The 21,277-nt window shown below is 69.7% G+C and carries 20 protein-coding genes; 16 read left to right on the forward strand and 4 right to left on the reverse strand.

Annotation, left to right across the window (positions count from 1 at the left end; genetic code table 11):
* The first annotated feature begins 5 nt into the window (after positions 1-5).
* Entirely contained in the window at positions 6-359 is a 354-nt protein-coding gene (gene uraH, locus AC07VX_RS14635; protein WP_493165456.1) for a hydroxyisourate hydrolase, read from the forward strand.
* Positions 349-1,119, forward strand: a complete 771-nt coding sequence (gene xdhC, locus AC07VX_RS14640; RefSeq protein ID WP_493165457.1) for a xanthine dehydrogenase accessory protein XdhC — start codon at positions 349-351, stop codon at positions 1,117-1,119. Before uraH ends, xdhC begins: the two co-directional genes overlap by 11 nt.
* Here the strand turns inward: xdhC and AC07VX_RS14645 are convergent.
* Entirely contained in the window at positions 1,073-1,903 is an 831-nt protein-coding gene (locus AC07VX_RS14645; protein ID WP_493165458.1) for a substrate-binding periplasmic protein, read from the reverse strand. The genes xdhC and AC07VX_RS14645 overlap by 47 nt on opposite strands.
* A 191-nt stretch (positions 1,904-2,094) precedes the next feature.
* Here AC07VX_RS14645 and AC07VX_RS14650 point away from each other — a divergent pair, with 191 nt between their 5' ends.
* From AC07VX_RS14650 to AC07VX_RS14665, 4 genes are all read left to right on the forward strand, one after another.
* A complete protein-coding gene (locus AC07VX_RS14650; RefSeq protein WP_493165459.1) occupies positions 2,095-3,276 on the forward strand; it encodes a urate hydroxylase PuuD in 1,182 nt (393 codons plus the stop codon).
* Entirely contained in the window at positions 3,273-4,559 is a 1,287-nt protein-coding gene (locus AC07VX_RS14655; protein WP_493165460.1) for a glycerate kinase type-2 family protein, read from the forward strand. Before AC07VX_RS14650 ends, AC07VX_RS14655 begins: the two co-directional genes overlap by 4 nt.
* Before the next feature lie 75 nt (positions 4,560-4,634).
* A complete protein-coding gene (locus tag AC07VX_RS14660; RefSeq protein WP_493165461.1) occupies positions 4,635-5,474 on the forward strand; it encodes an HDOD domain-containing protein in 840 nt (279 codons plus the stop codon).
* A gap of 134 nt (positions 5,475-5,608) precedes the next feature.
* Complete coding sequence (locus AC07VX_RS14665; protein WP_493165462.1) at positions 5,609-8,443, forward strand: DUF3857 domain-containing protein; 2,835 nt, start codon at positions 5,609-5,611, stop codon at positions 8,441-8,443.
* On the opposite strand, the gene AC07VX_RS14670 is transcribed toward AC07VX_RS14665, so the two are convergent.
* Positions 8,440-8,976 carry a histidine phosphatase family protein gene (locus tag AC07VX_RS14670; protein WP_493165463.1) on the reverse strand — a complete coding sequence of 179 codons (537 nt, stop codon included), beginning with the start codon at positions 8,974-8,976 and terminating at the stop codon, positions 8,440-8,442. The two genes, AC07VX_RS14665 and AC07VX_RS14670, sit on opposite strands and share 4 nt — an antisense overlap.
* 88 nt (positions 8,977-9,064) lie before the next feature.
* On the opposite strand from AC07VX_RS14670, the gene AC07VX_RS14675 reads away from it, so the two are divergent.
* The 4 genes from AC07VX_RS14675 to AC07VX_RS14690 are packed head-to-tail and all read left to right on the forward strand — an operon-like array spanning position 9,065 to position 12,676.
* The gene (locus AC07VX_RS14675; protein ID WP_493165464.1) at positions 9,065-10,321 is read left to right on the forward strand and encodes a lipoprotein-releasing ABC transporter permease subunit; all 1,257 of its coding nucleotides are present in this window, start codon (positions 9,065-9,067) and stop codon (positions 10,319-10,321) included.
* Positions 10,314-11,000 (forward strand): lipoprotein-releasing ABC transporter ATP-binding protein LolD, encoded by a 687-nt coding sequence (gene lolD, locus AC07VX_RS14680; protein ID WP_493165465.1) that lies wholly within the window; start codon positions 10,314-10,316, stop codon positions 10,998-11,000. Before AC07VX_RS14675 ends, lolD begins: the two co-directional genes overlap by 8 nt.
* Positions 10,997-11,851 carry a formyltetrahydrofolate deformylase gene (gene purU / locus AC07VX_RS14685; RefSeq protein ID WP_493165466.1) on the forward strand — a complete coding sequence of 285 codons (855 nt, stop codon included), beginning with the start codon at positions 10,997-10,999 and terminating at the stop codon, positions 11,849-11,851. The genes lolD and purU overlap by 4 nt, the downstream gene beginning before the upstream one ends.
* Positions 11,852-11,863: 12 nt before the next feature.
* Positions 11,864-12,676, forward strand: a complete 813-nt coding sequence (locus AC07VX_RS14690) for a TatD family hydrolase (protein ID WP_493165467.1) — start codon at positions 11,864-11,866, stop codon at positions 12,674-12,676.
* Here AC07VX_RS14690 and AC07VX_RS14695 read toward each other — a convergent pair whose 3' ends face one another.
* The gene (locus tag AC07VX_RS14695) at positions 12,677-13,498 is read right to left on the reverse strand and encodes an MOSC domain-containing protein (RefSeq protein WP_493165468.1); all 822 of its coding nucleotides are present in this window, start codon (positions 13,496-13,498) and stop codon (positions 12,677-12,679) included. It abuts the gene before it with no gap.
* 5 nt (positions 13,499-13,503) lie between these two features.
* Positions 13,504-14,313 (reverse strand): mechanosensitive ion channel family protein, encoded by an 810-nt coding sequence (locus tag AC07VX_RS14700; RefSeq protein ID WP_493165469.1) that lies wholly within the window; start codon positions 14,311-14,313, stop codon positions 13,504-13,506.
* A gap of 15 nt (positions 14,314-14,328) precedes the next feature.
* Here AC07VX_RS14700 and AC07VX_RS14705 point away from each other — a divergent pair, with 15 nt between their 5' ends.
* The 6 genes from AC07VX_RS14705 (at position 14,329) to AC07VX_RS14730 (ending at position 21,048) form a co-directional block, all read left to right on the forward strand.
* Positions 14,329-14,886, forward strand: a complete 558-nt coding sequence (locus AC07VX_RS14705) for a DNA-deoxyinosine glycosylase (RefSeq protein WP_493165470.1) — start codon at positions 14,329-14,331, stop codon at positions 14,884-14,886.
* Positions 14,887-14,896: 10 nt separating this feature from the next.
* A complete protein-coding gene (locus tag AC07VX_RS14710) occupies positions 14,897-16,327 on the forward strand; it encodes an amidohydrolase family protein (RefSeq protein WP_493165471.1) in 1,431 nt (476 codons plus the stop codon).
* Positions 16,324-17,097: a spermine/spermidine synthase domain-containing protein gene (locus AC07VX_RS14715; RefSeq protein ID WP_493165472.1), complete on the forward strand. Its 774-nt coding sequence runs from the start codon at positions 16,324-16,326 to the stop codon at positions 17,095-17,097. The genes AC07VX_RS14710 and AC07VX_RS14715 overlap by 4 nt, the downstream gene beginning before the upstream one ends.
* Before the next feature lie 2 nt (positions 17,098-17,099).
* Positions 17,100-18,881 (forward strand): type IV pilus assembly ATPase TfpB, encoded by a 1,782-nt coding sequence (tfpB, locus tag AC07VX_RS14720; protein ID WP_493165473.1) that lies wholly within the window; start codon positions 17,100-17,102, stop codon positions 18,879-18,881.
* 181 nt (positions 18,882-19,062) lie between these two features.
* Positions 19,063-19,527 (forward strand): tripartite tricarboxylate transporter TctB family protein, encoded by a 465-nt coding sequence (locus AC07VX_RS14725; RefSeq protein ID WP_493165474.1) that lies wholly within the window; start codon positions 19,063-19,065, stop codon positions 19,525-19,527.
* Between the two features lie 9 nt (positions 19,528-19,536).
* Entirely contained in the window at positions 19,537-21,048 is a 1,512-nt protein-coding gene (locus AC07VX_RS14730) for a tripartite tricarboxylate transporter permease (RefSeq protein WP_493165475.1), read from the forward strand.
* The last annotated feature ends 229 nt before the right edge of the window (positions 21,049-21,277 follow it).

A 21,277-nucleotide genomic window follows, 5' to 3' on the forward strand; every position in this document is an offset into this window, starting at 1 on the left:
ATTCCATGGGCAAGCTCACAACACATGTGCTGGACACCGCCAACGGCTGCCCGGCCGCCGGCATGGCCGTGCGCCTTTACCGCTTCGACGCGGAAGGCCCCAAATGGCTGCGCAGCCTGCACCTGAACGCCGACGGCCGCGCCGAGGGCCCGGTGCTGGAGGGCGCGACCTTCACAGCCGGCCGCTACCGCCTGGTCTTCGAGGTGGCCGCCTATTTCCGAGGCCGTGGCGAGACGCTGCCGGAGCCGGCCTTCCTCGACGAAGTGCCGCTGGACTTCGGCATCGCCGACGCTGACAGCCACTACCACGTGCCCCTGCTGGCGTCGCCCTGGGCCTACTCGACCTACCGTGGCAGCTGATGTGCTGATCCTCGTCACCGTCGCGCGCACCACCGGCAGCGTGCCGCGCGAGGTGGGCGCCTGGATGGCGGTGGCGGCCGATGGCATCACCGGCACCGTCGGCGGCGGCCATCTGGAGTTCGACGCGATCGCCCGCGCCCGCGCTGCGCTGGCCGGCGGCGAGCTGGCTGACGAGGTGCGCTACCCCCTCGGCCCGAGCCTGGGCCAATGCTGCGGCGGCGTCGTCTGGCTGCGTTTCGAGCACGTCGCAGCGTGCGAGGACCTGGGCGCGCGCCTGCCCCAGCCTGCGCTGCGCCCGCTGGCGCTGTTCGGCGCGGGCCATGTCGGCCTGGCCATCGCCCACATCGCCCGCGACCTGCCGCTGGCGCTGCACTGGATCGACAGCCGCGAGGATCAGTTCCCCGCCCAGCCGCCCGGGCGTGGCTGGCGCCAGGAGGCCTGCGACCCGCCGGCCGATGCGGTGGGCGAGCTGGCGCCCGGTTCGGCCGTGCTGGTCATGACGCACAACCATGCGCAGGACTTCGACATCGTCGCCGACTGCCTGAAGCGCCAGCGCGAGCGCGGCGACCTGGCCTTCATCGGCATGATCGGCAGCCGCACGAAATGGGCGAGCTTTCGTCAGCGCCTGCAGGCGCGTGGCTTCACCGAGGCGGAGCTGGCCGGCGTCGTCTGCCCCGTCGGCGTGGCGGGCGTGGCCGGCAAGCAGCCCGCGGTCATCGCGGTGGCCGTGCTGGCCCAGATCCTGGCGCTGCCGGCATGACCACGAGGCTGCGCCCCGGCTGGGCGTGCAGATCCTGCCCGGCGAGTTCCCGTTCGTAGTCCTGCCAGGCCTGCTGCAGCTCGCCGCGGTCGCGCATGGCGCGCAGGGCCTGTTCCAGGCGCGGCACCCAGGCGGCGTGGGATTCGTGCACGCCGTGGAACAGCGTGGAGCGTCCCATCGGCGTCGGCACCACGCAGACGGCGCCCTGGCGGGTCACGACCGGCATCTCCGCCATCCAGCTGGTGGTGAGGGTCAATGCGTAGTCGGCCGCGCCGGTGGCGAGGTTCAGGAAGGCATCGCTGGGCGTGTTGGCCGGCAGCCGCGAGGCTTCCGGAACCAGGGCCTCGGCCGCCACCATGCCGCGCTGCACGCTGACGCGCTTGCGCGCGAATTCTTCGGGGGCGACGGCACGCGGGCAGGGCGGCCGGGCATAGGCGTACAGGTAGAGCTGCAGCAGCGGCACGTCCACCTTGCGGGCCACGGGGAACTGGTCGAAGTAGGGCTCCGTGCGCATGGCCACGCCGTCGAGCCGCCCGGCCTGCATCTCCACCTGGGCGCGTGGCAGCGGCCAGGGCACGAACTCCACCTCCATGCCCAGCGTGGCGTAGGCCTTGCGCAGCAGGGCCTCTGCCGGCGGGAAATAGCTGCGCTCGACATTGGTGGCGATGCGCACCGGCGCCTGGGTCTGAGCCTGGGCGGGCGGGCCGGCCAGCCCCGCCAGCAGCGCGGCCATGGCCGGGCGCCAGATGCAGGGACGATTCGTGCGGGCTGGGCTTGGCGGCATGTGGCTATTCTGGGGTGTTAGGCGGTCCGCCGGGCGTGGTGTAGATCACGCGGCTTGGCGGTGGCGCGCGTCTGCCTACACTGCGCCCCTGTCGCCGCGGTGTCGGGCCGGCTGCCGCCGTGCCCGTGGACGCGACGCTTGAGGCCTCACAGCACCCGCCGTGGTGGGGCCGTGAGAGAACACCACCGCTCATGGACATCTATCTCATCGACTGGGCCAACCTGCTGCTGCGTTGGCTGCACGTCATCACCGTCATCGCCTGGATCGGCGCGTCTTTCTACTTCGTGTGGCTGGACAACCACCTCGTCAAGCCGCAGGCCGTCGACCTCAAGGCCAAGGGCGTGGACGGCGAGCTCTGGGCCGTGCATGGCGGCGGCTTCTACAACCCGCAGAAGTACATGGTGGCGCCGGGGAATCTTCCCCAGGACCTGCACTGGTTCTACTGGGAGAGCTACTGGACGTGGATGAGCGGCTTCGCGCTGTTCGTCGTGCTCTACCTCTTCAACGCCAGCCAGATGCTGATCGATGCGCGCGTGTTCGCCTGGGGCGCGCCCTGGCAGGCGGTGTGCGCGGCGCTCGCCTTTCTCGTCGTCGGCACGGGCGTCTACGACATCGCCTGCCTGACGCTGGGCCGCACTCGGGACGGCGCCGTCGGCAACGACGGCCGCGTGTTGGCCGTGGTGGCGGTGTTCATCATCTTCGCGAGCTGGCTGGCCTGCCAGCTGTTTGCCGGCCGGGCGGCCTTCCTCATTGTCGGCGCCACGCTCGCCACCATGATGACGGCCAACGTCGCGCACTGGATCATCCCGGGCCAGAAGAAGGTGATCGCGCAGATGCGCGCCGGCCAGAAGCCCGACCCGATCCACGGTGCGCGCGGCAAGCAGCGCAGCGTGCACAACACCTGGTTCGGCCTGCCGGTGCTGGTGGCCATGCTGAGCAACCACTACGGCATGCTGTACCAGCACCGCTACAACTGGGTCGTGCTGTGCGTGCTGATGGTCGCGGGCGTGGCCATCCGCGTGTTCTTCGTCAAGCGGCACAAGGGCGTCAACAGCTGGGGGGCGGTGGTGCTGGCGCTCGTGCTGCTGGGGGGGCTGATTGCCTGGATGGCGCCGCCGCCGCAGGCCGCCGCGTCGGCCGCGCCGGCCACGCTGGAACAGGTGCAGGCCATCGCCGGCCAGCGCTGCCTGGCCTGCCACAGCGGCGAGGTGGCGCAAAAGGGCGTGCGGCTGGACAGCGCCGAGGCCCTGGCTGCGCACAAGGCCCGGATCTACCAGCAGGTCGTCGTGCAGCGCGCCATGCCGCTGAACAACGCCACCGGCCTCACTGAAGACGAGCGGGCACTGATCGGCCGCTGGGCACTGCAACCATGACACTCGACCCCCGCACGCTGCTGCGCCAGCTCTATGACGTGGCAGTGGCCCGCGCACTTCCCGGGGAAGTGCTCGCCGGCCACCTGCCAGCGCCTCCGAGGGGCCGTACCCTGGTGCTCGGCGCCGGCAAGGCGGGCGGCTCGATGGCCCAGGCGCTGGAGGCCGCGTGGCCGGCCGACGCGCCGCTGACGGGCCTCGTTATCACGCGCTACGGCCACGTGCCGCCCGGCTACAAGCCGCGTCGGCTGCAGGTCGTCGAGGCCGCCCACCCCGTGCCCGACGCCGCCGGCCTGGCCGCCAGCGAACGGCTGCTGGCGCTGACCCGCGGGCTCACCGCCGACGACCTCGTCATCTGCCTCATCTCGGGCGGCGGCTCCGCGCTGATGAGCCTGCCTGCGCCGGGCCTGACCCTGGCCGACAAGCAGGCCGTCAACCGCGCGCTGCTGAACAGCGGCGCGGCCATCGGCGAGATGAACTGCGTACGCAAGCACCTGTCCGCCATCAAGGGCGGGCGCCTGGCCGCGGCCTGCGCCCCCGCGCGCGTGCTGACGCTGACCATCAGCGACGTGCCCGGCGATGACCCGGCCGTGATTGCCTCCGGCCCCACGGTGGCCGATGCGACCACCTGCGCGGACGCGCTGGCCATCTGTCGCCGCTACCGCATCGAGCTGCCGCCCGCAGCGCTGGCCGGCCTCGCCTCGGGCGCCTTCGAGACGCCCAAGCCCGGCGACGCGCGCCTGGCCGGCCACGAGCTGGTCATGCTGTCCACGCCGCAGATGAGCCTCGAAGCCGCGGCCGGCTTCGCGCTGGCGCAGGGCATGGACGCCCACATCCTCAGCGACGAGATGGAGGGCGAGTCACGCGTCGTCGGCGGTGTGCACGCGGCGCTGGCCCGCGCCATCGCACGCCGTGGAGAGCCCTTCACCAAGCCCTGCGTCATCCTGTCCGGCGGCGAGACGACGGTGACGGTCGATGCGACCAAGCCTGCCGGCAAGGGCGGCCGAGCCACCGAGTTCCTGCTCGGCTGCGCGCTGGCCCTGCAGTGCGAACCGGGTGTCTACGGCCTGGCCGCCGATACCGACGGCATCGACGGCGTCGGCCCGCACGCTGGTGCGCTGCTGACGCCCACCAGCCTGGCCCGCGCCCGCGCGCTGGGCCTGAATCCGCAGGCCTTGTTGGACGCCCACGACAGCGCCAGCTTTTTCGAGCCGCTGGGCGACCTGCTGGTGCCGGGGCCGAGCTTCACCAACGTCAACGACTTCCGCGCGTTGCTGATTGTTTAGCGCGCGTAAGCGCCGTGGCGTTGAAGGGGCCTTCGTCCTAGACTGGTCCGGTCATCGTCGCCTGCGGAGGTCCAGATGAGTGCTGCTGCGGAACGCTTCTTCGTGAAGCACAACGCCCTGCCCACCATGCCCGAGGTGGCAGCCCGGCTGCTTAGGAGCTTCGACCAAGACAACATCGGCCTGAGTCAGATCGCTGGCCTGATCGAGAAGGACGGCGCACTGACCGCCAAGGTGCTGCGCCTGGCCAACACCGCCCACTACAGCCCTTCGCACCAGATCGCCACCGTCGTCGACGCGGCCCACGCGCTGGGCCTGGAGACGCTGAGAAACCTGGCCATGGCGGCCTGCCTGAGCGGCGCCTTCCCCACCATCCAGGGCCTGGACCGCGCGCTCTTCTGGCGCCACAGCGTGGCCACGGCCAATTACGCGCGCATCCTCGCCCGTATGCTGGGCGCCGACGCGGCCACGGCTGACACGGCCTACCTTGCCGGCTTGATGTTGCGCACCGGCCAGTTGCTGATGGCCATCGACGAGCCGCATCTGGTGGCCGACGTCGAGGCCCATGCCGCCGAGCCGGGCAGCCGCTTCTCGTTGGAGGAGCACCGTTTCGGCTGTACTCACGCCGACGTGACGGCGTCGCTCGCGGCGCACTGGCATTTCCCGCATGCGCTGGTGGAAGCCTTCAGGGACGCCAACACGCCGCTGGAGGTCCGCCCCTTCTCGCTGATCGCTGCCGTGCTGCACGTGGCCGAAGTGCTGGCGGACGCCGCCGAGCACCATGACGAGCCGGTGCAGGCGCTGAAGCTGGCCGTGCCCGAGCTGATCGAGCACCTGCATCTGGACCTGGAGCTGCTGGCGGCGCGCATCGCCGCCGCTGGCGATCCAGCCGCTGAAGTCGAGCAAATGCTGCACTGAGTCGGGACCTAGCGCAGTGCCTGCGCACCGCGTGACGCCTGACAAGGGAGCGCCGGCATGCAGACCGGCGGGCATGACGAGTCCCCTCCCGGGCTCAGCCCCCACAATTGGGCGGGTATGCCGGGAGGACGTGGATGCGTTTGAAGTTCTGGCCAGCACTGTTGCTGGCCTTCTCGCTGGGGACGGCTGCTGCACAAGCGCCGACCAAGCCCGTCGCCAAGCCTGCGATCAGGCTTGCCGCCGCCCACCCTGCCGTGCCTGCGGGTGCCGGCTACCGCTACGGCCCGGTGCCGACCTGGGTCAGGCCGCTGCCGCCCGCCACCGAAGCCCGCGCTGCCACGCCAGGCGCCAAGGCACGCCGCGAGCCGCTGGTGGACGTGCAGGTGCAACTGCTGCCGAAGTCGGCCACGGCCACCTACATCCACCTGCAGCATGAAGCGCTGGACACGTCCACGCTGCGCGAGGTGTCCGAGCCGCAGATCAGCTTCAACCCCGCCTACCAGCAGCTTGTCATCCACAGCCTGGCCGTGCTGCGCAGCGGCGAGCGGCTGGACCGGCTCAAGGACGCGCGCGTGGAGCTGATGCGCCGCGAGCAGCAGCTGGAGCGCCAGCTCATCGACGGCGTGCGCACGGCCCTGGTCGTGCTCAGCGACGTGCGCGTGGGCGACGTGGTGGACGTGGCCTACACGCTGGAGGGCGAGAACCCCATCTTCGAGGGCCGCTACTCGGCGCTGATGCAGCTGGCGTCGGACGCGCCGGTGGAGCGCCTGCACCTGCGCATCGAGGCGCCGCCCGAGCGCCGCCTGCAGGTCAGGGCGCTGGCCGCCGATCTCGTGCCCGAACGCTTCGAGGAAGGTGGCCGTCAGGTCATCCGTGTGCTGCGTGAACGCGTGCCGGCCGTGCCCGACGAGGCCAGCACGCCGCCCTGGTTCAAGGTCTACCCGGCGCTGCAGGTCAGCGAATACGGCAGCTGGGCCGAGGTGGACCAGTGGGCGCAGCGGCTCTTCGCCACCGACGCCCAGGCCGCCGGCGTCGCCGAGAAGGCCGCCGAGTTCAAGGCTGCCGGCGGCACGCCCGAGCAGCAGGTGGCTGCCGTGCTGCGCTTCGTGCAGGACGAGGTGCGCTACTTCTCGGCCTCGCTCGGCGAGAGCTCGCACCGCCCCAAGCCCGCCGCGAGGACGCTGGCCGAACGCCTGGGCGACTGCAAGGACAAGACCCTGCTGCTCAACAGCCTGCTCGGCGCCATGGGCGTCGACGCCCGGCCGGCGCTGGTGTCGATGGCGCGCAACCGCGGCATTGCCAACTACCTGCCTTCGCATGACCAGTTCGACCACGTCATCAGCCGCGTGAAGCTGGGCGACACGGTCTACTTCCTGGACCCGACGATGAACGGACAGGGCTATTCGCTGGAGAAGCGCGGCTACTTCCGCTATGGCGCCGCCCTCGTCGTCGGCCTGGGCGAGACCGGGCCGCAGGCGGTGCAGCCGCCCGCCTTCGCGCAGGACGCGCTGGCCTTCCGCCAGGACTGGGACTTCAGCGAGCTGGCCCGCTCGCCGCGGCTGACCACCCGGTTCAAGGCTGCGGGCCTGGCCGCCGAACGCTGGCGCGCCCACCTCGCCATGGCCGGCCTGGAGCGCCTGGCCGAGTCCATCGGCGGCGCCTATGTGCGCCTGCTGCCGGGCCTGGTCAGCGTCGGCCAGCCCGAGGTGGCGGACGACCGCGACAGCAACGAGTGGGTGCTGACGCTGCACTTCGAGCACCCCGCCATCGGCCGCTATCAGCGCGGCTGGCTCGATCTGGAATTCCCCGCCGCAGAGCTGACCGACGCGCTGCCGGTGCCGCCCGAGGCGCGCCGCCGCTACCCCTTCCAGCTGGACGCCACGCGCTCGGCCGAGTTGCGTGTCAGCGTCACCGGCTCGCGGCCCTTCAGCACCCAGCCGCCGGCGCCGCAGCAGCTTGCCGACAAGCATTTCGCGTTCACGAGCCGCGTGGAGGTCAGCGGGGCGACGGTCCAGTTCATCAGCCGCGTGGAGCGCCGCGCCGACGAGGTGCTGCCGGCTGACGTGGACGCCTACCGCGAGCGCGTGGGCAGGGCGCGCCAGATGCTGGGCGCGCAGCGCCTGCACCTCAACCTCGTCGATCGCAAGGCGCTGGAAGCACCCTTTGCCGAGGTGGCCCAGCGCATGGCGCGCTTTCGCAACGGCGCCAAGCCCGATGCGCTGTGGGAGATCCTGTTAGGCAACGAAGTCAGCCGGCTCATCGACGGCCAGCTGCTGGCCCAGGTGGCGCCCGACAGCCGGCTGGCCGCCCGGGCCCGCGTGGAGCGCGCCCAGGCGCAGAACCAGCTGGGCGACTTCGCGGCCGCGCTGGCCGATGCCGACGCCGCCCTGGCCATCCGCGCCGAAGGGGAGGAGGGGGGTGCGGCGCAGGAAGCCCGTGGCGTGGCGCTGATCGGCCTGGGCCGGCCGACCGAGGCGCTGGGAGCCTTCAACCAACAGGCCACGCTCAGCGGCGCCAGCGGCAGCTGGCTGGGCACGACGCACTACATGCTGGGCGACTACGCCCGCGCCGAGGCCGCGCTGCGCGACAGCGCCGCCAACGCCAGTGGCGAGTCGCGCCAGTTCACGCTGCTGTGGCTCTACCTTGCGGCCGAGCAGCAGGGCGGCCGCGGCAAGGCCGCCATTGCCGATGAGCTGGCCGCGGCCGACGCCAGCCAGTGGAGCGGCGCGCTGCTGAGCTACCTCGGCGGCAGCCTGGACCGCGAAGCCCTGCTCAGGCTGGCACGCGAGAAGCCCGAGACCGAGCGGCTGCGTCTGGCCGAGGCCTATTTCTTCATCGGCCAGCAGCTCGCGGCCCAGGGCCGGCGTGGCGAGGCCCTGCCGTGGTTCGAGCGCACGCTGACGACGCAGGCCGTGCCCTACCGCGAGTTCACGCTCGCGCAGTGGGAGCTCAAGCGCGGCGGGAACTAGAGGCAGTCCGCCTCTGGCGACGCACCCGGTGCGCCGTAGCTGAACTGCGCCCAGCGCGGCGGCTCAACCAGGGGCTGCAGCACGAAGGCGTGGTGGAAGCTCATCTCGCACAGGTCGGCCAGCTTCGGCCCGCCCAGGGCGGCGAGCACGGCCGTCACGGTGTTGCTGTGGCCGACGACGAGGACGACGCCGCTCTGCGCACGCACCGCATCCGCCACGGCCTGGACATGGGCCGGGCCTTTGACGTCCACCACGCGTGGCTGCAGGCCCAGCGCCCGGGCCAGCGGCGCGGCCGTGTCGCGGGTGCGGCGGAACTGCGTTGTCAGGATGGCGTTCACGCGCAGGCCGGCCAGCGCCAGGGCCAGTGCCTGGGCACGCTGCTCACCCGCCGGCGTCAGCGCGGGGTCGCCGGCGGGCTCGGTGGCGCGCTCGGCATGCCGCACCAGCACGACGAGATCGGGCAGGGCGGTGGCGGGGGCAGCCAGCGTGCCTGTCAGCAGACAGGCCGCCAACAGGGCGGACAAGGGCTTCATCGTGACTCCGGAAGGGCCATGACGCCATTCTCCCCACGGGCCGCCAGTTACCATCCCGGCCCCATGCCGCACGCCTTTGCAAAGCCCCATGACCCTGCCGTTTGAACTCCAGGTCGGCTGGCGCTACACGCGCGCCGGCCGCGGCGGGCGGCGCAACCGCTTCATCAGCTTCATCTCGGGCGTGTCCATCTTCGGCATCGCGCTCGGTGTGGCAGCGCTCATCATTGTGCTTTCGGTGATGAACGGCTTCCAGAAGGAAGTGCGCGACCGCATGCTCAACGTCATCGCCCACGTCGAGCTGCTGGACTATTCTGGCCAGGCCCTGCCCGACTGGCAGGCCACCGCGGCCAAGGCGCGCCAGAACCCGGCCGTCGTCGGCGCGGCCCCCTTCGTGGCCAGCCAGAGCCTGATCGCCCGCGGCGAGGACATGCGCGGAGCCATCATCCGCGGCATCTCGCCGGCCGAGGAGGCCACCGTCACCGGGCTGGGTGCCGCGCTGAAGGACGGCGTCTTCTCCCGCCTGCAGGCCGGCGCCTGGAACATCGTGTTGGGCGCCGAGCTGGCGCGCCAGCTGGGCGTGCGCGAGGGCGACAAGATCACCATCGTGGCGCCCGGTGGTCAGGTCACGCCGGCCGGCGTCGTGCCGCGGCTCAAGAGCTTCAACGTCGTTGGCACCTTCAGCGCCGGCCACTACGAGTACGACTCGGGCCTGGCCCTGGTACACGTAGACGACGCGGCCCGCCTCTTCCGCACCAACGGCCCCACCGGTGTGCAGCTCAGGCTGCGCGACGTGCACGACGCCCGCCGCGTGGCCGGCGAGCTGGCCGCTGCGATGGGCCCAGAGATCCTGGTGCGCGACTGGACGCGGTCCAACGCGACCTGGTTCGACGCCGTGCAGGTCGAGAAGCGGCTGATGAGCATCATCCTGACGCTGATCGTCGCGGTCGCGGCCTTCAACCTCGTCTCCACGCTGGTCATGACGGTGACCGACAAGCAGAGCGACATCGCCATCCTGCGCACGCTGGGCGCCAGCCCGCGCTCCATCATGGGCGTGTTCATCGTGCAGGGCGCCGTGTCAGGCGTCATCGGCACGCTGGCGGGCGTGCTGCTCGGCCTGCTGGTGGCCTGCAACATCGACATCATCGTGCCGACCATCGAGCACCTGCTGAACGTCAGCTTCCTGCCGGGCAGCATCTACGTGATCAGCCAGATGCCCAGCGACCCGCAGCGCGGCGACATCGTTCCCATCGCGGTCGTGTCCCTGGCCCTGTCCTTCCTCGCCACGCTTTACCCGAGCTGGCGCGCCAGCCGCGTGCAGCCGGCGGAGGCGCTGCGCTATGAGTGACCTCATCCTGAATGCCACCGGCCTCACCCGCCGCTTCAGCGAGGGCGGCCTGGACGTGACCGTGCTCAAGGGCGTGGACCTGCATGTCGCGCGGGGCGAGACGCTGGCCATCGTCGGCGCGTCGGGCTCGGGCAAGAGCACGCTGCTGCACCTGCTGGGCGGGCTGGATGCGCCGAGCTCGGGCGCCGTCACGCTGATGGGCCGCGGCCTGGCCGGCATGGACGAGGCCGAGCGCGGACGCTGGCGCAACCAGCACCTGGGCTTTGTCTACCAGTTCCACCACCTGCTGCCCGAGTTCAGCGCGCTGGACAACGTGGCCATGCCGCTGCGCATTCGCCGCCAGCCGCCTGCCGAGGCGCGCGCCACGGCCGCCGAAATGCTGGCCCGCGTCGGCCTGAAGGACCGCGTGCAGCACCGGCCGGGCGAGCTCTCCGGCGGCGAGCGCCAGCGCGTGGCCATTGCCCGCGCCCTGGTCACTCGGCCGGCCTGCGTGCTGGCCGACGAGCCCACAGGCAATCTGGACCGCGACACCGCCGCGGCCGTCTTCGAGCTGATGCTGGAGCGCGCCCGCGAGTCCGGCACGGCCTTCGTCCTCGTCACCCACGACCGCGACCTGGCGGCGCGCTGCGACCGGCAGCTGCGCCTGGTGGCGGGCCAGTTCTCTTCGAGTCCCGCATGAATCCGCGCTTTATCCTCAAGCTCTCCTGTCCTGACCGCGCCGGCATCGTCCACGCCGTCACCGGCGTGCTGCTGCAGCAGGGCGGCAACATCATCACCTCGCACCAGCATGGCGATGCCGACCACGCGCGCTTCTTCATGCGCATCGAGTTCGAGGCGGCGGCCGAGGAAGCTGCGCTGCAGGCCGCGTTCGCGCCGCTGGCCGCCCAGTTCGACATGGACTGGGAGTTGGTGGCCCGGGCCCGCAAGACGCGCGTGCTGCTGCTGGTGTCCAAGCTCGGCCACTGCCTGAACGACCTGCTGTTCCGCGTGCAGACCGGGCATCTGAACGTCGAGATCCCGGCCATCGTGTCCAACCACCGCGACTTCTACCAGCTCGCGGCCTCGCACAACATTCCCTTCCACCACTTCCCGCTGCTGGGCGCCACCGACGCGCAAAAAGCAGCCCAGGAGGCCAAGATCCGCGAGGTGGTGGCCGACAACCTGATCGACCTCGTCGTGCTGGCCCGCTACATGCAGATCCTGTCGCCCGAGCTGTGCCGCGACCTGTCGGGCCGGGCGATCAACATCCACCACAGCTTCCTGCCCAGCTTCAAGGGCGCCAAGCCCTACCATCAGGCCTACGAGCGCGGCGTGAAGCTGATCGGCGCGACGGCCCACTACGTGACCAGCGATCTCGACGAGGGGCCCATCATCGAGCAGGAGGTCGCCCGCATCGACCACAGCATGCCGCCGGAGCAGCTCGTCGGCATCGGCCGAGACATGGAATGCGTGGCGCTGGCGCGGGCCATCCAGTGGCATGCGGAACATCGCGTGCTGCTGAACGGCAACCGCACGGTCGTCTTCCGCTGATGGAGAACGGCAGTGTGGATCGACACCCACTGCCACCTGGACGCGGCCGAGTTCGATGCCGACCGTGAGGCCGTCGTTGCGCGGGCCCAGGCCGCGGGCGTCACGCAGATCGTCATCCCCGCCGTAGAGGCGGCCAATTTCGATACGGTGCGGCGGCTGGCCCTCCAGCACGGCTTTGCCTACGCGCTGGGCATTCATCCGCTGTACGTGATGCGAGCCCGGGCCGGCGACCTGGACACGCTGGCCGATGCGCTTCAGGCGCACCGCACCGACCCGCGGCTTGTGGCTGTCGGCGAGATCGGGCTGGACTTCTTTGTGCCCGGGCTGGACCCCGACACGCAGCAGCGCTTCTACGTCGAGCAGCTCAGGCTCGCCGCGCGCGCCGGCCTGCCGGTGCTGCTGCATGTGCGCAAGAGCGCCGACCAACTGCTCGCAGGTCTGCGCCGCGTCGGCTTCACGCAGGGCGGCATTGCCCATGCCTTCAACGGCAGCGAACAGCAGGCACAGGCCTTCATTGCCCTTGGCTTCAAACTCGGCTTCGGCGGCACGCTGACCTTCGAGCGCGCGCAGCAGATCCGGCGCATCGCGGCCGTCGTGCCGGAGGCGGCCCTGGTGATGGAGACCGACGCGCCGGACATCCCGCCGCACTGGCTCTACAAGACGGCAGCCGAGCGCGAGGCCCAGCCGGGCCAGGGGCGCAACGAGCCGGCCGAGTTGCCGCGCATTGCCGCGAGCCTGGCCGCGCTGCGGGGCTGGACGCCGGAACGAACCGCTGCCATCACGAGCGCGAATGCGCGCGCCGCTCTGCCGCGGCTGCCGGTCTGATCAGGCGTCGCCGAAGTCCAGCGACAGCTCCACGCGGTCGCCCAGACGAAGTTCACCCGCGCCACTGCCGCGGACATAGATGCCGAATTGCACCGGCGTGCCGGGGGCGCGTTCGGCGCTGAGCCGGGTCAGCGCGTCCAGCACCTGCGGCTGGGGTGTGCCGGTGGCCGGGTCGATGGTGGGCATCGCGCAGCGCACACAGGGCGCTGTGCGGTGCAGGCTCAGCGTGCCGATGCGGGCTTCGGCGAGGATGTCCTCGATGAAAGGGGGCAGGGCGCCGCCCTCATCGGCGCGCAGCAACAGATTGGCGCGGGCGCGCTCGACGGGGCGATGCAGCGGCTGGCCCATGGCCTCGCGCCAGGTCTGCAGCGAGCCGTCGCCGACGAGGTGCAGCGCGTTCAGCACGGGGCGGCGCCGGGCTTGGGCCGAGAGGCGCACCAGGCGCAGTCGCTCGCCGGTCGTTGCGCGCAGCAGGGCGGCCGCGTCGTCGCCGGCATCCCAGGCCTGCAGGGCGTCGAAGTCCTGGCGCTCGCCATTCCAGGCGCGCACGCCGACCAGCGTGCCGCCGTCCTCGGGTACTCGCAGCAGGCGGCCTTCGGCTTGCAGCGCCAGTTCACCCGCCAGCCAGCGTGCCTGGACGAGAGCCAGGCGGGGGTGTGCGCCCATCCAGGTCAGCTCGCCGCTCGCGTCGGCGATGCCCCAGCCGCGGTCGCCGTGGGGCCAGCCGTCGGCGTCCAGCGCCAGCGAGTCCACGGCTTCGCCGGCGCAGGACTTGACCGGGTAGCGCCATAGCCCGGCAATGCGGGCGATCAGGTCGGCCATGGCGATCAGCGGTTGCGCGGCGCCAGCGGCGTCTCCGGCACCGGATATCCGGCCGCGCCGAAGGTGGCGACCACGGCCTTGTGCACGTCGAAGTAGACCTGCCAGTAGTGGTCGGTGTGGCAGTAGGGCCGCACGCACAGCAGCGGGCCCTCGGGCGTGAACTGCAGGATCTCGATGTCGGGCGCGGGGCTGGACATCACGTTGGGGATGGCGGCGATGGCCGGCCTGAGTTTCCCGATGGCATCTAGCGGGTCCACGCTGTTGGCGACCTTGGCCAGGCAGTCCACGCGGCGATGGGGCAGTGCGGAGAAGTTCTGGATGGCGCTGTTGAAGATGGTGTTGTTGCCGACGATGGTCTGCACGTTGTCGGGTGTCGTGATGGTGGTGCCGAACAGGCCGATCTCGCTGACCGTGCCGGTGACGCCGCCGGCCTGCACGAAGTCGCCCACCTTGAAGGGCCGCAACACCTGCATGAAGACACCGGCCGCGAAATGTGTCAGCAGCCCGCCCCAGGCCGTGCCGATGGCCAAGCCCGCGCCGGCCAGCAGCGCGGCGAAGGAGGTGGTCTTGACGCCGAAGATGTCCAGGATGGCGAGGATGAGGACGATATTCAGCAGCACGCTGAGAATGGAGCGCAGATAGGTGGCCAGCGTCGAGTCGATGCGCCGGCCGCGCTCCAGCGCCGCCGTGAAGACGCGCAGCGCCAGGCCGATGAGCCAGCGGCCCACGACCCAGGCTGCGATGGCGGCCAGCACCTTGAGGCCGAAGTCCACGCCCTGCGTGCTGAGAAACTGCCAGATGGCTTCCGTGTTCATCATTTCCATCCTCGCTTGAAGACGCGTACATCCTCGCAGCCCGCCGCAGCGGCGGCAAATCCCGCAAACCCCGAGTCTGAGCGCCTCGTCGGGCTGGCGCCGGTGTTCGACGCGCGGGCGCGCCTGCTGGTGCTGGGCAGCTTTCCCGGCGCGGCCTCGCTGCAGGCGGCGCAGTACTACGCCCACCCCCGCAATGCCTTCTGGCCGATCATGGCGGCGCTGCTGGGCGAGGTCGATCTGGCCGCACGGGCCTATGCCGACCGGTTGCAGGCCCTGCGAGCGCATCGCGTGGCGCTGTGGGACGCCGTGGCGGCCTGCCGCCGCGAGGGCAGCCTGGACACGGCCATCGAGGCTGCGGTGCCAAGCGATCTGCCGCATTTAGTCGCTCGTCTGCCCGGGCTGAGGGCCATCGCCTGCAACGGTGCGCTGGCCCACCGGCAGACGCTGCTGGCGCTGGGCGAGCCCGGCGTGCCGGTGCTGCGCCTGCCGTCGACGAGCCCCGCCCATGCCGGGCGCAGCCTGGCCGACAAGATCGCCGACTGGCGGGCCGAACTCGCGCCGTATCTGGCCTAGGATGCCCGGCATGAAAAGACTGTTGGTGGCTGCCGTCGCAGCCTGGGCGGCGTCTGTTGGGTCGCCAGCCGCCGCGGCCATCCCGGCCGATCTGATCCTGCGTGACGCCACCGTCGTCGATGTGGCGGCGGGGCGATTGATCAAGGGCCAGGCCGTCGTCACGCGTGGCGAACGCATTCTGGCCGTCGTCGACGAGAAGCGGCTTGGCCAGTACAAGGCCAGGAAGACGCTCAGCCTGCAGGGCCGCTACCTGATCCCGGGCCTGTGGGACAGCCATGTGCACTTCGGCGGCGGCGAGGCGCTGATCGAGGAGAACCGGCAGCTGCTGCCGCTTTATCTCGCGCATGGCGTCACGACGGTGCGCGACTGCGCCGGCGACCTCAGCGATACCGTGCTGCAGTGGCGCGACGACATTGCGGCCAAGAAGCTGCTGGGCCCGGCGATCTTCGCTTCCGGCGCCAAGCTGGAGGGCTACAAGCCGTTGTGGAAGGGCACGCAGGAGGTTGGCACGCCGCAGGAGGTGAGCCAGGCCCTCGACAAGCTGCGTGGGGAGAAGGCGGATTTCGTCAAGATCACCGAGAACACGATGCGCGCCGACATCTACCTGGACGCGCTGCGCCAGGCCAAGGCGCGCGGCCTGCCGAGCTCGGCCCATCTGCACGGGCAGGTGACGCTGGACCAGGCTTCGGAAGCGGGGCTGGGCACGCTGGAGCATCTGAACTATCTGCTGCGCGCCGCGACGCCGAAGGAGGCGGAGCTGACGGCCCAGGTGGCCGCCGGCGCCATCACCGCGCGCTCGGCTGCCGAGCAGAGCCTGGCGAGCTTCGACGAGGCCACGGCCCGCGCCGCCTTCAAGCGCCTGGCCGGCCGGGGCACGGCCGTCGTGCCGACGCTGTCGGTCATCCGCATCACGGCCTATCTGGACCAGGATGATCACGCCAACGACGACTACCTGAAGTACATCGGCCCCAAGCTGCGCCAGACCTACGACTGGCGCGTCAAGCGCGCGGCGCTGGATGGGCCGGACGCCATCGCCTATCGCCACGCCAGCTACGAGAAGACGGCGGCGCTGCTGCCGCTGCTGGCCGAGGCGGGTGTGGAGATCGTCGCCGGCACGGACGCCGGGTTTCTCAACAGCTTCGACTATCCCGGCCAGGCGCTGCACGATGAGATGGCGGTCTATGTGCGCTCGGGCCTCACGCCGGCGCAGGCCTTGCGCTCGGCCGTTGTCGCCGGGCCGCGTTTCCTGGGAAAGCTGGACCGCTACGGCGCGCTGGCGGCAGGCAAGGTGGCAGACATCGTCGTGCTGCGCGCAAACCCGCTGAAAGACATCGCTGCGACGCGCCAGATCGACGCCGTCGTCACACAGGGCCGGCTGCTGGATCGCCGGCGGCTGGACGCGATGCTGGCCGAGGTGCGTGACTGGGTGGCAGCGCAATGAAGGCCAGGCCGCAAACCTGGGGCCCGGCGACGCTGAGCGAGTTCGACGGCGTGCGCTTCCTGCACCTGGATTCGATCTGGGTGCAGGGTGCGATGCGCATCAGGAAGCCCGACCAGATCGAGCTGGAATATGTGCAGCGCATGTGCGCCTGGATGCTGTGGCGTGACCCGGCGGTGCTGGGCGAGGGACATGCGGTTCAACTGGGCCTGGGCGCAGCGGCGCTGACGCGTTTCTGCCACGGCCAGCTGAAGATGAGGACCACGGCCATCGAGATCAACCCGGAGGTCATCGCGGCTTGCAGGCAGTGGTTCCGGCTGCCGGGCAATGATGCGCGGCTGAACGTGGTCAATGCCGATGCGGCAGCGTGGGTCAACGACGACGCCAACCTGCAGACCGTGGACGTGCTGAACGTGGACCTCTACGACCACGACGCCGCGGCTCCGGTGCTAGACGACGACGCTTTCTACGCCGCCTGCCGCGGCGTGCTGGCAGACGGCGGGCTGATGACGGTCAACCTGTTCGGCCGCAGCGCCAGCTTCGCGCGCAGCGCCTTGCGCATTGCCCGCGCCTTCGGTTCCGATCAGGTCTGGAGCCTGGCGCCCACCAAGGAAGGCAACACCGTCGTCGTCGCGGCGCGTGGCGTGCAGGTGCCGCATCGGGAGATCCTCGAGCAGCGCGCAGCTAATATCGAATCGCGCTTCAAGCTGCCGGCCCGCAAGTGGCTGCGCCTCGTGAAGCCGCTGCCGATGAGCATCCTCAACGCACTCTGACCATGTCGACCAAGTCCAAGCCCTTGGCTCCCGCTTCCAAGTCCGACGGCCGCCTGGAGTGGCGCCAGCTGCTGCACTGGCTGCTGGAGGACGGCCTCATCGACGAGCCGCAGGTGCAGCGCACCGAGCAGCGCTTTGCGGCCGGCGACAGCTCCCTGCACCCGCTGGTGCGCCTGGGCCATGCCAGCCTGGTGCGGCTGTCCACCGGCAAGCCGCTGGACGTGGACGCGCTGTCTGAATGGCTCGCCGTGCGCGCGCGCATGCCCTATCTGCGCATCGACCCGCTGAAGGTGGACGTGGGCCGCGTTGGCGATGTGATGTCCATCGGCTATGCCGAGGCCAAGCGCTGCCTGCCGGTGCAGTTCGGGCTGAACGACGTGACGATCGCGACGTCCGAGCCCTTCGACCTGAGCTGGGTGGCGCAGATCGAGTCGCATGTGCGCAAGCCCATCAAGCTGGTCGTTGCCAACCCGCTGGACATTGCGCGCTACACGACCGAGTTCTTCACGCTGGCCCGCTCGGTGCGGGCCGCGGCCAAGGCCGGCGAGCAGAGCCAGGTGGCGAGCTTCGAGCAGCTCGTGGAGCTGGGCAAGACGAACAAGCAGCTGGATGCCAACGACCAGGGCGTCGTGCAGGTTGTCGACTGGCTGTGGCAGTACGCCTTCGACCAGCGCGCGTCGGACATCCACCTGGAGCCGCGCCGCGAGATGGGCGTCATCCGCTTCCGCATCGACGGCGTGCTGCATACGGTCTACCAGCTGCCACCCACCGTGATGGCGGCCATGACATCGCGCATCAAGCTGCTGGGCCGCATGGACGTGGTCGAGAAGCGCCGGCCGCTGGACGGCCGCATCAAGACACGCAACCCGGCCGGCGACGAAGTGGAAATGCGCCTGTCCACGCTGCCCACGGCCTTCGGCGAGAAGATGGTCATGCGCATCTTCGACCCCGACACGGCGGTCAAGGATCTGTCGTCGCTGGGTTTCGGCCAGCACGACTCGGACCGCTGGGAGAGCCTGGTCAAGCAACCCCACGGCATCATCCTCGTGACCGGCCCGACCGGTAGCGGCAAGACGACGACGCTGTACTCCACGCTCAAGCGGCTGGCAACGGACGAGGTCAATGTCTGCACCATCGAAGACCCGATCGAGATGATCGAGCCGGCCTTCAACCAGACCCAGGTGCAGAACGTGCTGGACTTCGGGTTCGCGGAAGGCCTGCGCGCGCTGATGCGCCAGGACCCGGACATCATCATGGTGGGCGAGATCCGCGATCTGGAAACGGCCGAGATGGCCATCCAGGCAGCGCTGACCGGTCACCTCGTCTTCAGCACGCTGCATACCAACGATTCGGTGTCGGCCATCACGCGGCTGCAGGACCTGGGCGTGCCCAGCTATCTGCTCAGCGCCACCATCATCGGCGTGCTGGCCCAGCGCCTGGTGCGCACGCTGTGCCCGCATTGCAAGCAGCCCGACCCGCTGGTGACACGCGAGAGCCTGAACGACCTCGTGCGGCATTGGCGGCTAGGTGGCGGCGTGAAGCCCTACAAGCCCGTCGGATGCCTCGAATGCCGCAATACCGGCTTCCGCGGCCGGGCCGGCCTGTATGAACTTCTGACCGTGACCGAAGGCGTCAAGGGCGCGCTGGGCGATCTGGCGGCGCTGCGTCGCCAGGCCATGCAGGAAGGCCTGCGCCCGCTGCGGCTGGCTGGCGCGATGAAAGTGGCCGAAGGCGTGACGACTGTGGAGGAAGTGCTGCGCAGCACGCCGGCCTGGGAAGGCTGAACCGCGACCGCGCCAGACGCAGGTGCTGCTCGACTTGCGGCAAAGGTCATGCGGCCCACTTGACCTCAGCGCACGGCGTGGGTCCGTCTTACGTGTAATCCACAGTCGGGCGGCCATGGCCCGACTGCCAGAATCGCCAGCAACATGAAGCGTGCCCATGGCGCGCCGGAGGCGACAAGCGATGAAGATCAAGAGCCAGCGGGACTTCCTGTCCGGGCTGATGTTTTTGGTGGTGGGCGTGGCGTTCGCGTGGGGGGCAACCGAGTATTCATTCGGCACCTCCGCCCGGCCCGGTCCCGGCTACTTCCCTTTCGGTCTTGGCGTTCTGCTGGCCATCCTTGGTGGCTTCGTGCTGTTCAAGGCGCTGACCTTGGAGTCTGAGGGGGGCGACCCCATCGGCGCCGTCGCCTGGCGGCCGCTGATCGTCATCGTCGCTGCGGTGGCGGTGTTCGGCGTCGCGTTGCCGAGGCTGGGCCTGGCGTGCACCTTGCCCATACTCATCACGCTGTCATCGCTGGCCGGGGACGAATTTCACTGGCGCGACGTGCTGATTAGCAGCGTCGTGCTGACCGTGGGAAGCTGGGCTCTGTTCATCTGGGGGTTGAAGCTGACGATCCCGCTCTGGCCCATCTACGTCACCGGTTGAGGGCGCGACATGGATCTGTTGAACAACCTCGGCCTTGGGTTCCAGACGGCACTGAGCCTGCAGAACCTGCTCTATGCCTTCTTTGGCGCCGTGCTTGGCACGTTGATCGGCGTGTTGCCGGGCCTAGGGCCGGTTGCGACCATCGCGATGCTGCTGCCGTCCATCTACACGCTGGACGCGACGCCGGCGCTGATCATGCTGGCCGGCATCTATTACGGTGCGCAGTACGGCGGTTCCACGACGGCGATCCTGATCAACGTGCCAGGGGAGTCGAGCTCGGTCGTGACAGCCATTGACGGCTATCAGATGGCCCGCCGTGGGCGCGCGGGTGCGGCGCTCGCCGCCGCCGGCCTGGGCAGCTTCTTCGCCGGCTGCGTTGGCACCATCATCATTGCAGCCTTCGCGCCTCCGCTGACAGAGCTGGCCTTCAAGTTTGGCTCGGCCGAATACTTCTCGTTGATGGTGCTGGGTCTGGTGGGGGCCGTCGTGTTGGCGTCGGGCTCTCTGATAAAGGCCATCGCAATGATCGTGCTCGGCCTGCTGCTGGGTCAGATCAATACCGACGTCATCACTGGCACGGCGCGCTTCTCCTTCGATGTGCCCGAGCTGACCGATGGCATCGGCTTCGTCGTCATCGCAATGGGCGTGTTCGGCTTCGGCGAGATCATCGCCAACCTCGGTCAGCCGGAGGAGCACCGGGAGGTCTTCACCAAGGAGGTGAAAGGCTTGTGGCCGACTCGCGAGGATTTCAAGGAGGCTTGGCCCTCGGTGTTGCGAGGCACTGCGCTGGGTTCGGTGCTGGGCGTCCTGCCTGGAGGCGGAGCGTTGCTGGCTTCGTTCGCCTCCTACACCCTGGAGAAGAAGGTCACTCGGAACCCGCGGGTTCCCTTCGGCAAGGGTGCCATTCAGGGCGTTGCCGGGCCGGAGAGCGCGAACAATGCCGGTGCCCAGACGTCGTTCATCCCGATGCTGACGCTGGGCATCCCACCCAACGCCGTCATGGCACTGATGGTGGGCGCCATGACCATTAAGGGCATTCAGCCCGGTCCGCAGGTCATGACGAGCAACCCGGAACTTTTCTGGGGCCTGATTGCATCGATGTGGATCGGCAACCTGATGCTCATCGTGCTGAACCTGCCGCTGATCGGCATCTGGATCAAATTGCTGACGGTGCCCTATCGCTTTCTCTTCCCAGCGATCGTCGTCTTCTGCTGCATCGGCACCTACTCGCTGAACAACAACAGCTTCGACGTCTACCTGACGGCTGGGTTCGCGCTACTGGGTTATCTGTTCTACAAGCTGAGTTGCGAGCCGGCGCCGTTGCTGCTTGGTTTCATCCTCGGTCCCATGATGGAAGAGAACCTGCGCCGGGCGCTGCTGCTGGCGCGGGGCGACTGGAGCACGTTCCTGACGCGACCGCTGTCGGCCGGGCTGCTGATCGCGGCTGCGCTGATGATCGTGGTCGTCATGCTGCCCTCCATCAAGAACAAACGGGAAGAGGCGTTTCAGGAAGAAAGCTGAGGGCGACGAAGGCGGTCGCTGCATGCTGAGAGAGTTAGTGCAGGCGCAACGAATGCTGGCGCTTCGGACCTGCCGCCTGAGCTCCAACAGCCCGGACCCATATAGATAGAAGGTAGAAGGGGCGCTCTCGCAGGGCGCCTTCTTTGGCGCTGGTTTTCAAAATCTCTTGCCCTGCGCGAATTTCCTGTGCTACAGTCGTGGGCTTCGCTGATCACAAAGCGCAGCGCGA

The sequence above is a fragment of the Roseateles sp. GW821-FHT03B02 genome, from assembly GCF_059421025.1.

Coding starts and splice junctions, on each gene's coding strand:
- uraH (WP_493165456.1), top strand. CDS start 6: ATGGGCAAGCTCACAACACATGTGCTGGACACCGCCAACGGCTGCCCG.
- AC07VX_RS14645 (WP_493165458.1), bottom strand. CDS start 1,903: ATGCCGCCAAGCCCAGCCCGCACGAATCGTCCCTGCATCTGGCGCCCG.
- AC07VX_RS14650 (WP_493165459.1), top strand. CDS start 2,095: ATGGACATCTATCTCATCGACTGGGCCAACCTGCTGCTGCGTTGGCTG.
- AC07VX_RS14655 (WP_493165460.1), top strand. CDS start 3,273: ATGACACTCGACCCCCGCACGCTGCTGCGCCAGCTCTATGACGTGGCA.
- AC07VX_RS14660 (WP_493165461.1), top strand. CDS start 4,635: ATGAGTGCTGCTGCGGAACGCTTCTTCGTGAAGCACAACGCCCTGCCC.
- AC07VX_RS14665 (WP_493165462.1), top strand. CDS start 5,609: ATGCGTTTGAAGTTCTGGCCAGCACTGTTGCTGGCCTTCTCGCTGGGG.
- AC07VX_RS14670 (WP_493165463.1), bottom strand. CDS start 8,976: ATGAAGCCCTTGTCCGCCCTGTTGGCGGCCTGTCTGCTGACAGGCACG.
- AC07VX_RS14675 (WP_493165464.1), top strand. CDS start 9,065: ATGACCCTGCCGTTTGAACTCCAGGTCGGCTGGCGCTACACGCGCGCC.
- lolD (WP_493165465.1), top strand. CDS start 10,314: ATGAGTGACCTCATCCTGAATGCCACCGGCCTCACCCGCCGCTTCAGC.
- purU (WP_493165466.1), top strand. CDS start 10,997: ATGAATCCGCGCTTTATCCTCAAGCTCTCCTGTCCTGACCGCGCCGGC.
- AC07VX_RS14695 (WP_493165468.1), bottom strand. CDS start 13,498: ATGGCCGACCTGATCGCCCGCATTGCCGGGCTATGGCGCTACCCGGTC.
- AC07VX_RS14700 (WP_493165469.1), bottom strand. CDS start 14,313: ATGAACACGGAAGCCATCTGGCAGTTTCTCAGCACGCAGGGCGTGGAC.
- AC07VX_RS14710 (WP_493165471.1), top strand. CDS start 14,897: ATGAAAAGACTGTTGGTGGCTGCCGTCGCAGCCTGGGCGGCGTCTGTT.
- AC07VX_RS14715 (WP_493165472.1), top strand. CDS start 16,324: ATGAAGGCCAGGCCGCAAACCTGGGGCCCGGCGACGCTGAGCGAGTTC.
- tfpB (WP_493165473.1), top strand. CDS start 17,100: ATGTCGACCAAGTCCAAGCCCTTGGCTCCCGCTTCCAAGTCCGACGGC.
- AC07VX_RS14725 (WP_493165474.1), top strand. CDS start 19,063: ATGAAGATCAAGAGCCAGCGGGACTTCCTGTCCGGGCTGATGTTTTTG.
- AC07VX_RS14730 (WP_493165475.1), top strand. CDS start 19,537: ATGGATCTGTTGAACAACCTCGGCCTTGGGTTCCAGACGGCACTGAGC.